At 44.9% G+C, this 12651-nt stretch carries 9 protein-coding genes, 1 tRNA gene and 2 pseudogenes; 6 read left to right on the forward strand and 6 right to left on the reverse strand.

Annotated elements, in window-relative coordinates; genetic code table 11:
- The first annotated feature begins 132 nt into the window (after positions 1-132).
- Entirely contained in the window at positions 133-969 is an 837-nt protein-coding gene (locus tag NSQ68_RS02415) for an HAD hydrolase-like protein (protein WP_342427844.1), read from the forward strand.
- A gap of 223 nt (positions 970-1192) precedes the next feature.
- Here NSQ68_RS02415 and NSQ68_RS02420 read toward each other — a convergent pair whose 3' ends face one another.
- Positions 1193-2143, reverse strand: a complete 951-nt coding sequence (locus NSQ68_RS02420; protein WP_342427845.1) for a beta-ketoacyl-ACP synthase III — start codon at positions 2141-2143, stop codon at positions 1193-1195.
- Positions 2144-2391: 248 nt separating this feature from the next.
- On the opposite strand from NSQ68_RS02420, the gene NSQ68_RS02425 reads away from it, so the two are divergent.
- Both NSQ68_RS02425 and NSQ68_RS02430 read left to right on the forward strand, forming a co-directional pair.
- Positions 2392-3072: a MarR family transcriptional regulator gene (locus NSQ68_RS02425; RefSeq protein WP_342427846.1), complete on the forward strand. Its 681-nt coding sequence runs from the start codon at positions 2392-2394 to the stop codon at positions 3070-3072.
- Positions 3073-3213: 141 nt separating this feature from the next.
- Positions 3214-3984: a patatin-like phospholipase family protein gene (locus NSQ68_RS02430; RefSeq protein WP_342427847.1), complete on the forward strand. Its 771-nt coding sequence runs from the start codon at positions 3214-3216 to the stop codon at positions 3982-3984.
- Positions 3985-4041: 57 nt separating this feature from the next.
- Here NSQ68_RS02430 and NSQ68_RS02435 read toward each other — a convergent pair whose 3' ends face one another.
- Both NSQ68_RS02435 and NSQ68_RS02440 read right to left on the reverse strand, forming a co-directional pair.
- Complete coding sequence (locus NSQ68_RS02435; protein WP_029517885.1) at positions 4042-5073, reverse strand: ribonucleotide-diphosphate reductase subunit beta; 1032 nt, start codon at positions 5071-5073, stop codon at positions 4042-4044.
- A 20-nt stretch (positions 5074-5093) separates the two neighbouring features.
- Positions 5094-7427, reverse strand: coding sequence for a ribonucleoside-diphosphate reductase subunit alpha (locus NSQ68_RS02440; RefSeq protein WP_342427848.1), 2334 nt, complete (start codon positions 7425-7427; stop codon positions 5094-5096).
- Between the two features lie 525 nt (positions 7428-7952).
- On the opposite strand from NSQ68_RS02440, the gene NSQ68_RS02445 reads away from it, so the two are divergent.
- Positions 7953-8300, forward strand: coding sequence for an MTH1187 family thiamine-binding protein (locus NSQ68_RS02445; protein WP_013308518.1), 348 nt, complete (start codon positions 7953-7955; stop codon positions 8298-8300).
- Between the two features lie 73 nt (positions 8301-8373).
- Positions 8374-8445, forward strand: a tRNA-Thr gene (locus NSQ68_RS02450).
- Positions 8446-8541: 96 nt separating this feature from the next.
- Here NSQ68_RS02450 and NSQ68_RS02455 read toward each other — a convergent pair.
- Together NSQ68_RS02455 and NSQ68_RS02460 are read right to left on the reverse strand one after the other, a co-directional pair.
- Positions 8542-8730, reverse strand: a pseudogene (locus NSQ68_RS02455) (integrase); the annotation flags it as partial.
- 228 nt (positions 8731-8958) lie between these two features.
- Positions 8959-9951, reverse strand: a complete 993-nt coding sequence (locus NSQ68_RS02460) for a YiiG family protein (RefSeq protein ID WP_342427849.1) — start codon at positions 9949-9951, stop codon at positions 8959-8961.
- Positions 9952-10554: 603 nt separating this feature from the next.
- On the opposite strand from NSQ68_RS02460, the pseudogene NSQ68_RS02465 reads away from it, so the two are divergent.
- A pseudogene (locus NSQ68_RS02465) lies at positions 10555-11875 on the forward strand (transcriptional regulator).
- 182 nt (positions 11876-12057) lie between these two features.
- On the opposite strand, the gene NSQ68_RS02470 reads toward NSQ68_RS02465, so the two are convergent.
- Positions 12058-12576, reverse strand: a complete 519-nt coding sequence (locus tag NSQ68_RS02470) for a DUF3231 family protein (protein ID WP_029516021.1) — start codon at positions 12574-12576, stop codon at positions 12058-12060.
- Positions 12577-12651 lie beyond the last annotated feature (75 nt).

Raw genomic sequence — 12651 nt, forward strand, 5'->3', positions numbered from 1 at the left:
CCAATCAAGGAATTTATTTTCAATTACAATCCGCTTACCGTTTACGACATTTCAGTTTACGTTAGCTGTGTATCATGTTCCTAAGCAAAATAAAGATTGCGGATAGCCGCGGTACGGAAAGGCGGGGATTGCATGATACAGGCGGTTATTTTTAATCTCGAAAGTACATTGTTAGACCCCGGAGGACGAGGCTTAACCCAGGGAATGCGTGATATTTTTAGATGGAAAGGTATACATGTAACTGAAGAACAGGTATCTCATGGGCGGGGAATGCCGATCCGGGACCATATTGCGAATGTGCTGGGACTTTCAGAGGTTCGGAGAAAATGGCTGGAGTGCTTTGGTGCGCATCCTGGCAGAGCGGATATTGAGCATATTTATCTTGAGCTTGTCCCTGTTCTCCGTTCCTTGATCCAAGGGGCGGAGCCTGCTATCGGTATAGACAGGGCGCTGCAGGAGTTGCAGGATCGTCGCATTCAGTCAGGTGCCACTGCATCCTGTCCGATGGAGATGCTCAGTCACATATTTACGCCTGCACAGTCACCCTATACGTTGGATTGTATGGTAGCCCCATGTGAAGTTTCGCAGGGGAGGCCCTATCCGTGGATGATCTATGAAATTGCACATCGCTTGCAGGTATTCCCGCTTAGCGATATTGTGAAAGTAGGAGATACAGCAGCCGATATGCAAGAGGGACGCAACGCCGGTGTATGGACGATTGGTGTGTTGAACCATAACGAAAGCGTGACGACCGCAGCTCAAACGTCCAGCCATGAAGCGGACGACAGAGTGGCTGAGGAACGGCTCAGACAGAGTGTATATGGTTTAAAAAGGGCAGGAGCTCACATCGTGATGAACTCGGTCGCTGACTTGCCGCGTATTTTGCGTGAAATCGAAATGCTCCAGCATACGGGCGGCTATCCCTCTTATACGAAGCAGGTAAAAACCGCGTTGATGCCCCCGTCGTGAATAGCGTTGACATACTGTGGGGCTATGGATTCAATTACACGCTTCTAGGTTATATGTATGCGCTACATCGGGTGAAGGTGAACTTCTCAGATTCTGAGTATATGTCTGTAGCATTTTATTAGTTTATATGTAAAAAAAGCCTCAGCCCGTTACTAATGCTCCATCTCGACAAGGAGAAGGTTCATAGATACGGGACAAGGCTTTTTTTGTAGAATAGCATATTTCATCCGAGCTGGATGACTTGAACGCCCCAGGCTAATCCTGCGCCAAAACCAGCCAGGACCACAATATCCCCAGCCTGGATTCGTTGTTGTTCCACAGCTTCCGCGAGCGCAATGGGAATAGAAGCTGTTGACGTATTTCCGTAGGTTTCGATATTCATAAAGAACTTATCCATTGGAATATTCATCTTGTCTGCGGCATGCTCAATGATCCGAACATTGGCTTGATGCGGAATAATCAAAGCGATATCCTCCAGGCTTAATTCCAATTCCCCCATCACCTTGGTCAGCATCGATTCCAGAATGCGCACCCCGAACTTGAAAACCTCTCGTCCATGCATCGTAATTGGTCCTGTAACGGGGGAGATCAGTATGTCTGCTCCACGTTCTTCCGAGCCCAGCAAGGAGAATGGCGAAGAAGCCCCAGGGCGAGATTGAAGGACGACAGCTCCTGCACCATCCCCGAACAAAACGGCGGTATTACGGTTCTGCCAATCCATGATTTTGGAGAACTTGTCCGCACCAATCACTAGAACGTTGTGGTAAGCGCCCGATTTCATCAAGTCACTGCTGATCGAGAGGGCATACACAAAACCGGAACAGGCTGCGGACAGATCAAATGCAGGTGCGCGGCTTCCGAGCTTTTGCTTGACGAGCATGGCCGTGGAGGGAAAAGCGTAGTCAGGAGTGGAAGTTGCCACTACAATAAGATCCACATCTTCCGGTGATAATTGGGCACGGTGCAAAGCATCGGTTGCAGCCATGACGGCCAGGTCAGAGGTTTCTGCGGATGCTTCTGCAATATATCGCTGACGGATGCCTGTTCGCTGGCTAATCCATTCATCAGATGTATCTAGGGACGCGGCTAAATCCAAATTGGTTAATAGAGACGTCGGGACGTAAAATCCTGTGCCTGTAATAGTAACCCCGTTCGGGTTGAGAGCTGATTGCATAAACGTTTCCCTCCAATAAAATAATCACACAGAAAACCTTAAAGACCAAAAAAACCAAAAAACAATATGAATAAAAATATAACACAGGCCGATTAAAAAGGAAATATGTAAAAGATCAGCCCGCTGTGCAGGAATCAGGAAAAATGCAGTGGCTTGCTTATACAGGTATTCAGTGCTATTATGTAAGACACAAAAAACCCAAGAACGGATTGGCAGAACAAAATACAGAGGGAGGTTACAACACTATCATGTCACTTACTAAACGCCGACTGCAGTTTTTGCATACATTAGTTGAGCTGTACCAAAAAACGAATTTACCCATTCATTACGAAGCCTTGGCCAAATCATTAGGGGTTAGCAAGTGGACGGCCTATGACATGCTGAAAGAAATTGAAAAGCTTGGTTTTATTACGCGCAGCTATGAGGTAAATACTAAGGTAACCGGACGCTCACAGGTTGTATTTGTACCCACGGATAAAGCAGCGGATTTGTTCAATCAATCCCGGAATGAACTAGTGGATCTGGTGGATTGGAAGAAAAACGCCGATAGCATCTTCGAATTGCTCAAACATTTGGACAGTACGAGTCTCAACGAAGCTGTGCGTAAAATTTGGATGGAAATTCCAAAATCCAGTACCAGAATTAACTTCTGTGCCTATATCATTGGACTGCTGTTAATATATTTGAAGAAAATTGATGGTAAAACAGGTCCCTGGATTCACCAGATTGTCCTTACAGCACCAAGCAAGGAAATGGGGATGACCATGTTCGTCGGCACAGTTTTAGGTATGGCTATACAAACGATGAATGCTGAATTGGGACTTGAAATTACGGAACTGGTTTCCCGTTTTCTACAAACCATCTCGGATCTTTCTGAGGAGGAAAAGGGGCTGCTTTTTGATTTTCTGGGCGAGGCTTTTCATTTTTAAATATATGGAGTGAGAACATGGTTATCCTGGAATAGAACAGGAATGGAGTTATTCCAAGGAGAGGAGGCGCTCTTCTCTGTTTAGTTTTTGGGTCTTTTGTGTGGTGGAGATTTATTGAATATATTCAAGGGGGTTGCGTAGATGTCAAAGGTAGGTTTGGTTTTGGGTGGAGGAGCGGTCAGAGGTTTGGCTCATCTTGGGGTACTAAGAGTGTTCGAGAGACACGGGATACAGGTCGACTGCATTGTCGGTACGAGTATGGGTGGCATCATTGGCGGACTCTATGCTGCAGGTGTTCCTGCGGATGCTCTGCGCGATTGTATTGAAAAGACGCCTAAATATCGCCTGCTGGATATCGGCATACGGCATCGTGGTTTAATCGCCGGTAATAGTGTGAATACAGTAGTGAATGAGCTGTTGCAGCAGCACGGACAACATAAACAGAAAATTGAGGCTCTTCCTATCCGCTTTAAGGCTGTCTCTGTCGATCTTTTGGAAGGCAAGCAGGCCGTTTTTGAGCAAGGCGACTTGGTGACAGCACTACGGGCTACCATGGCTTTTCCTGGCTTATTCGCTCCTGTAATGCATGAGGGCAAGATGCTGGTGGACGGAGGGGTATTAAACAATTTGCCCGTAGAGGAGTTGAGTCGGGAATCCGATTATTTAGTTATTGCTGTTGATGTGGCACGAGGACACGAGAAAAGGCCGCCACGCAATATGATGGAAGTTGTGTACCGCTCCTACAGCTTGATGACCGCCGAACGAAAGCATAACAGTCTTCGACTTGCGGATATTGTTATTCGTCCTGAGGTTGGACATATTGCGGCGTTCGATTTTACAAAATGGCAGGAATGTGTAGAAGCTGGTGAAGAAGCGGCTGAACGCATGATGGGTGAGTGCACATTTGCGTAAATCTCATGAAAAAAGCCTTAGCCCGGTAAGTACCGAGCTAAGGCTGTATCTTATGACTTACAAATCGTCAAATCCGTTGTCATCTCCGACCTTGCCATAATTGCGTGATTTTGCTTCAAAAAAGTCTGTTTTTGTCGCATTCAGCGCTTCGTCTGAGAATGGTTTGATCCAAGGCATACAGTTTACATCTACGCCTTCGTACGCTTTGTCCATACCAAGCAATCTCAGGCGCATATTTGCCATGTATTTGATATAATCGCTCAGCTCGTTCAAGTCGATGCCGCGAACCTCTTTGAGCGTATAATGCGCCCAGTTCGTTTCCAGCTCCACAGCGCGGTCAATCATACGATAGACATAGTCCGTATTTTCCTTGGTATTCAGCTCAGGGAAATCAGACAATAGCTGCTTAAACACTTCGGCAAAGAAGTAGCAATGCTGATTTTCATCACGCTGAATATACGAGATCATTTGGCTGGTTGCCATCATTTTCTGATCACGAGCCAAGTTGTAGAAGAACGCAAACGTACTGTAAAAGAAAATGCCTTCCAAAATCAAATCGGCTACCATCGCCTGGAAAAAAGTCTGTGGGTTCTGCTCATCGCGGAACTCCTGATAAATGTCCGAGATGAATGTGTTACGCTCCAGCAGGACAGGATCGTTTTTCCAGTATTCAAAAATTTCCTTCTGTTCCTGATCTGACACCAAAGAAGACAGAACGTAGGAGTAGGACTGGTTATGCACCACTTCCTGCTGCCCGATAATCGCTGAAATAGCTTCCAGCGAGGAGTCGGTAAAATAGCGTTTTACATCCCCGACAAACATCGTTTGCATCGAATCCAGTACAGCCAGCAGGCCGATGTTAATTTTGAAGGTGCGCTGTTCTTCAGCATCTAGCACAGGGAACTGGGACGCGTCCTTGGACATCGGAATTTCATCTGGTATCCAGTGGTTCAGCAGCAGCACTTTATACAGTTTGTACATATGAGGCATCCGAATATCGTTCCAATTCAAAATACCGGAGCTTTCGCCTTCAATAATACGGGTAGAGCGATTTGGCGCTTCTGTGTTAAAAATCTTCTGTAACTGCATGAGAGCTTCTCTCCTTTAGTTTAGGATGCGCAGCTATCACATTCTTCAATCGTCAGTGCGCGGCTGCGTACATAATAGGTCGATTTCATACCTGATTTCCAGGCATGGATGTGCAACTCTAAAAATTCCGTTGCTTTAATATCGGGACGTACATACAGGTTAAAGCTTTGGCCTTGGTCAATATGACGCTGACGTGCAGAAGCCATGTTGATGGAAGCGTGTTGATCCAGCAAGAAAGCCGTCTTGTAGTACCAGATGGTTTTTTCGTTCAAATCCGGTGCAGGGTTAGCGATCTTGTAAGTTGTTTTCTCTTCATAGGAAAGCAGCTCGTACAATGGATCAATGCTGGCGGTAGAGCCTGCGATGATAGACGTGGAACCGTTAGGCGCGATGGCGAACAGCCATGCGTTGCGGACACCGTTTTGTTTGACTTCTTCCGCAAGCTCGCTCCACTCGGACGTAGTGACAAATTTGCCTTCACGTGTACCGTCCGTATAGCCACGGGAAGTGAAATAGTGTCCGGTAGACCAGTCAGAACCTTCAAATTTCGCATAACGACCTTTTTCTTTCGCTAGCTCCATGCTGGATTTGACGGCCAAGTAGTTAATTTTTTCATACAAATGATCGTTATAGGTTACTGCTTCATCGGATTCCCAACGGATACCTTCCAGTGCGAGTAGATGATGCAGTCCGAATGTACCCAGACCGACAGCGCGATATTGGCTGTTCGTATATTGTGCTTGCAGTACTTCAATGTTGTTAATATCAATAACATTATCCAGCATACGGACCTGAATCGGTACGAGGCGATCCAGCACACCTGCCGGAACCGCACGAGCCAGATGGATGGAGTTCAGGTTGCACACCACAAAGTCGCCAGGGATTTTAGAAATAACAATGCGTGTTTGTCCGTCTTTGGTGACCAGTTCTTCTTTTTCCACTACAGTTGCAGATTGGTTTTGCATAATTTCCGTACACAGGTTGGAGGAATACACCATACCATGGGCACGGTTCGGGTTGGCGCGGTTTACCGTATCACGGTAGAACATATACGGTGTGCCTGTTTCCAGTTGCGACTTCATCAGACGCTTCATGATGTCGATGGCAGGCACTGTAATACGAGAGAGAATCGGATGCTGTGACGCCTCCTCGTATTTCTCACGGAAGGTACCTGAACCGAAGGTTTCATCATAAAAATCCTCCAGGCCCAGTGGACGGCCCTTGTCATCTTTCCAGCCCATCACCTTCTTCACTTCATGCGGACAGAACAGATTCCATTCGCCCCGTGCTTCGACCCGCTCCATGAACAGATCGGGCAGACATACACCGTGGAACACGTCATGTGCACGCATCCGCTCGTCACCGTTGTTCAGCTTCAGGTCAAGGAACGCGAGAATATCCTTGTGGAATACGTCTAGATAAACTGCAATTGCACCTTTGCGAGTACCCAATTGATCTACGCTAACAGCTGTATTGTTCAACTGGCGAATCCACGGAATGACGCCAGAACTTGTATTTTTATGTCCACGGATATCGGAGCCACGCGCCCGTACTTTACCGAGGTATACGCCGATGCCGCCGCCCATTTTGCTAAGACGGGCTACATCCGTATTGGAGTCGAAAATACCTTCCAACGAGTCGTCTACGGTGTCGATAAAGCAGCTGGAGAGCTGTCCGGCCACCTTTTTTCCGGCATTGGACATGGTTGGTGTAGCTGCTGTCATGTACATGTTGCTCATCGCCCAGTACGCTTCCTTGACCAGATCCATCCGCTTGTCGGCAGGCTCTTGGTGCATCAGGTACATCGCGATGATCATGTAGCGTTCTTGCGGCAGTTCCATTACGCGTCCGTCAAAATCATTGGCCAAATAGCGCTCAGACAGCGTTAACAGCCCGATATAATCGAACAGCAGATCATTTTGCGGCAATATGGAATCGCCCAACTCATCAATCTGCTCCTTGGTATAGTAGTCGAGCAGTTCTTGACGGTAAATTCCTTTTTGGACCAAATCAGTAATCAGTGGATAAAAAGCGCCGTAAGGCTCGTCCGCATAGGATTTGTAACGGCGGTGAGTAGCCGCTTTTTTATATAAGGAAGTGAGCAAAGCACGTGCAGCGGCAAATTTCCAGTCCGGTTCTTCCTTACTAACCAACTCAAGGGCAGCCATTGCAAATGCGTTGCTAATGTCATCCCCCGTGACTTCGTCCCGGCGCAGCTTGCTAGTTACACCGCGAATGAGACGATCTTTATCCAGCTTGTCCAGCCCGCTGAGTACACGGTCGGCATATACGGAGATACGTATTTCGTCAAAAGCCAACTGGCGATTGTTTGGTTTGGTTACGAGTTGTGGCATAGGATTAATTCCTCGCTTTCCTGATTTGGAATCATACTTGGGTATAGGCATGAAAATGATCATGGTGAGAAGATAATGGCGAAAAAAGCGATGATCAGACAGCATTTGGGGGCTGTATGTAATCCAATAACGTAGAAATAGCGATGCACCTGCCAATGAAGGGGGAAAAGATGGTTCCCGTACGATTTATCGGCTACATCACTATATTTAGACGTGTTATGAATATTTAACCCAACATATTGTGTGTAAAAACTTAAAATTTCAAATAAGTGCAAGGAGTATTATAGCAACATTCGAAGCCATACGTAAAGGAAAAGGAATGGAAAATCAAAATATGCAGAGAAGTCGCGGGCTGTATTTGAATTGAGGCAGTTTGAACGGTACAATGAATGATAAAGATGTTTTCTACAGAAACAAGCAGCATACATATGAACTTTTTTTGTGAAATAAGGTTGCTCGCTCTATTGGACTGAGATTTTAGATTTTAAAGAAGCGACGATTTTAAATTAAAGGAGGAACTTGGCGATGGCTATTGCAGAAGTGACAGTGATCCCGATTGGAACGGGGAGTACAAGTCTGAGCGACTACGTTGCCCAGATGCAAAAAGTGTTGAAGACGCAAAAAGGAATTACCTATGAGCTTACCTCCATGAGTACGATTATTGAAGGTTCGTTGGACGATGTGTTCACCGCCATTGCTGCGCTGCATGAAGCGCCATTCCTGTCTGGAGCGAAGCGTGTTTCCACCTCGGTCAAAATTGATGATCGCCGTGACAAGCCTTCCTCCAGTCACCAAAAGCTCCGTTCCGTCGCAGAGAAACTATCTGGCACCGCGACAGGAAATGTTACCGAACTAAATCCAAATCCTAGTTGAAAAAGTTGATGTAAGTGATTGATTTTTATGTAACTAAGAGTATAATAGTTTTTGTTGTCAGTTACACTGACCTGCTGGTGTAGCTCAGGGGTAGAGCAACGCACTCGTAATGCGTAGGCCGGGGGTTCAATTCCCTTCACCAGCATAGCTATCAACTCAAGCACAGCGCGGCTTCCAAGCTTTTTGGAGGGTGCGTTTTTTTGTTTATAGGAGTGAGCATTTTTCTAACAATCTTCTAACCTTAGTCTAGTAAAGTGTTTTTTTTAGTGTTAATACTCTCACCTGTAATTGAATCGCCAATGTTTTTTAACACCGCTTCTTGGAGATTCGGAAGAACATGTGAATAGGTACCCAGAGTTACATTGATAGACGAATGTCCAAGTCGCTCTTGAACGATCTTCGGATGAATACCAGCTTCGAGAAGTAATGTCGGTTATTTTTACACTTTCAGGATTATGCGGTTCCAGAAATTAAAGCAGCATTTTTAAATCTTATTGTTAATGTGCCGGATCAAGCCATTAACCACCATCATAGCATTCACCCTCAAATTACCAGTGGAGGATTTTAAAGCAAAAGCTCTGCTAACCTTATGGTTGGCAGAGCTTGTTCGTTACCGGAACTCCGTATTTGTTTTCGCAGCCCCTATCGTTAGATACGCTTAATTTATTTCATTATATCGTTCGACTGCCTTGCTTAGCTTATAATTGAAATTCTCAGGTGTGCCATCCGTAGTGTTCAGAAACTGGCCGTTCAGGTCAGAATCTGATACAGGTTCCTTCTTATTGATGCGTTCAATGATTTTCGAAGCAGCCGCTTTTGCTTCAGTGGCTGAATCAACATAGTTCCTGATTCTAAAGCTGTTAACCCCTTCTTTTTGAACTCGATTCTTGTCTTTTGAGATTGTCATGAGCGCACTCAGATCTGCGGTCATAATGTCGTATTTGGCTTTAAACTTCGTCATATCAAGCTGCAGCACATTGTCGGCGGTGATACCCTGCTCATCCATTTCAATGGCCGTAGCCTCGGCATCTATCATGAACTTCAAGGCATTATACCTGATCTGCTGGTCTGAATCCTTGAGTTTTTGCAGTTCAGCCAGACGCTGCTCATTACCCAATTTTTGCATAGCCGTGAAGTATTGTTTGGAGACAGTCTCATAAGCGAGATTGGCACTTACCAGCTTGGTATGCAGCTGTTTTCCTTTTGCGAAGTCATCATCCACGTAGCCTTTTGCATCATAGTAGGCTTTCATCTCGTCCAGGACGGACAACAGATCATTGATGGCCGGTGTCAGTTTGATCACTACGGGGTCTGCGTTCGCAAAAGCAGGTTGGCTTGTGGTGTAGCCGTTCGCTTTATCAATAACTTCCCGCTCAGTTTCAGCAACGCCGAGCATGATGAAGCTGAAGTTCTTCTCGATTACAGGCTGTGTATCAACTCCGAACTTCTCGAAATAATGAACCAGAACCTCATTGATTCTGCCTGTCATCAAGTTATTCAGCCTCACATACGCATTGTATTTTTCGATTTCTTTGCTCTCGCCGGACGTAACGCCTGCAGTCGCTTGATCCACGGTGGATGTAATGGCAGAACAAGCGGACAACATTGCACCCAACATGATAATGGAAATAAAGAATGATAGCTTTCTCAAAATAGTGATTCCTCCGACTGAGTAATTTAACGTGCTTTTCTTTTGTAACATGTCTGAATAGAGAACAACTGACCTCTTCATGGCCGATTAAATTCCCATTCGCCGCATACTAATGTTGATTGTGAAACAATCTATTCAATTTTAAATTTATTTGGAGAATAGGTCTTGAGACTTGAGTAGCATAATTTTTTAAATTTCTTTGTTGTTGACGATTGTTCTGCCAACTTTAAGACGGGGAGGCGCACAGAGGACATAAAAATTAGGCTGCTTGCTTTAGAGCAAGATAACTATATTTATTACGCACTCGTAATGCGTAGGCCGGGGGTTCAATTCCCTTCACCAGCATTCTATGAAACTCAAGTACAGCGAGGCTTCCAAGCTTTTTGGAGGACGCGCTTTTTTGTGACTTTGGACAATCTTCTACGCTGAGGTCTTCTTAGTAGGATTATTATGCTAAATATAATTAGTTTTTTTGTTTCGTTTCATGCTAAAAATTAAATTCTAGCATTAGTTGCACTGTATATTGACAGTTGGTCAATTATGGTGAAAAATGAAGTATGTTTTTAAAAATTATGGAATATTTATGCGAAGGGTGGCTATGGCATGAAGCATACACCTACGATTCGGGCGGAATTAGACAGGTACCTACAACAAGAGGGTTTGAGCATGACGGAGTTTGGGCATATTGCAGGCATGAATAGGGGGATAGTAAGTAGCATAGTGTCAGGAAATAAATCTATGTCTGTTAACCAGATAGATCGCATTACTGAGGCTATGGGTTTACCAGAAGGCTATTTTTATGATCTATTTATAGAGAACTATATCATCGAGGGGGGGGGGGGGGGGGGGGGGGGGGGGGGGGGGGGGGGGGGGGGGGGGGGGGGGCACCCCCCCCCCCCCGAATATGAGACGAATTGAGCCGTTTTTGTATCGCTGTGCGGAGTTGGACAAGCTTGCTGCAATCCGTCGAGTGGTAGAAACCATCATGGACAACCTACTCTATTCGCCTAAACTATTTGATATGGCAGAAGCGCTATTAGCACAGGGACGACATACTGCTGCGTTGCTGCTCTATAAGGGTGTAGCTGAGGCGGAGAAGTACCAACATTCTGAGCGCTTAGCCATCTGTCAATATCGCATATTCACGATTCAAGTTGGAGACGATCAAAGCCGGAATCTCAGTGCAGCTACAATATTTGAAGTCTTTGTTGAGCGCTTGGGTGAATTAGACCAACTTGACGCACTGAAGGATTTGGCTAACGTGTATCGTTCTTTGCGTAAATGGGATAAGGTTGATGAAACAGCGAAAAAAATGAAGCAAAAAGCGAAAGCACAATATTCGTTGAAACATCAACAGAAGAATCGAAAGTGTGACGAGACTAATAAGCAGCTTAGTCGTCCCTTGTTTGTATATATTTCCTATGCCGATTTATTGTGTGCGAGTGTCTGTGAAGCTCAAGGCAACTATCAACAAGCTCTAGAATATACATACACCTACGCTAATCTAGATTGGGTTAAAGAGACTGACGACGATACTCAACACTGGATTAGCTTGTTCAAAAATTGGGCAGAAGGTAATACTTACGTATATAAACTGTTGTCAGGAGATATAAGTGTGCTTCAAGATTATGTTGAATATATTGCAGCAACATCCGCCACTAACGAGAATGAGAAAATCTCAAAACTGTTGAATGTTATAATTTCAGCAAACCAATATAGTATAGATGTAGAAGGTATACTTCAGCAATTTGAAGCCGAGATAAATGCTTTTGCACAACAGCAACTATCATCAGATGATATGTATACCCAACAAGTGATACCGGATTATGCGGCTCCTGAAACCAAAGCAGCATTTTTAAATTTTATTGAAAAGGTGTGGATGACCAATGTTGAAAAAAACGGTACTGCTGATCATCGCGGCTAGCTTTTTGTTTATTGTTACTGTGCCGGATCAAGCCTTTAACCACCACAATAGTTTTCAGCCTTACGTTACCATCGGAGGTGCTTAAACGTAAGCAAAGCCAATCCCCGCTAACCTTAACTGGTCGGCGGGGATTTTTGTTGAACGATCTAAGGAACAGTCTGTTGAAGAATTATGCTGGAAATTTAGGCTTTAACTGGTTCAGGTCTTTTTAATTGAAGAGGGGGAGGTATTAGCCAACCCTTTTCTTTGTTCATTTTTAAAATACGGACTCCCAAAGCAGTCTTAGTTAGATGATATTTCGCAAATAAAGCCCCGATGTCTTCTCTAATGGATTGACCCATAGCTTGGCTGCAAGATGTTAATCCAACAGAGGTATCTAATGCGATTTTAGCTGCGATTTCAGGATCAGTAAACCTTGCACCAACCGGGATATCCTCAAGTTTCACAGGGGGTCTTTCAGGCAAAATAGGAGCTGGGGCAATCCCATTATCAGTAAGCATTGCGTCGCATTCTTGGATTTCCAGTTTAGCTTGATCAATAAGATCATCCAGTATTTTTTTGAGTTCTTTGTCTCCTGCGTGGTTTAAACATGCTTGGTAAAATGAAACGCTGCCTTTCGCTAACGCTGAAAACTGCCACACACTATAAACTTCTCCGTAATGCATGGGCTCGTCTTTTGGATTCCCGCTTAGGATACCCATTATAAAAACCACTCCTTTTTTATTTTAATGATGTACAAATTTATGATTCCCAGTAGTGAAGATTTAATGTGTGTA

The organism is Paenibacillus sp. FSL L8-0158, from assembly GCF_038592965.1.
Taxonomy (GTDB): Bacteria; Bacillota; Bacilli; order Paenibacillales; family Paenibacillaceae; genus Paenibacillus; species Paenibacillus polymyxa_D.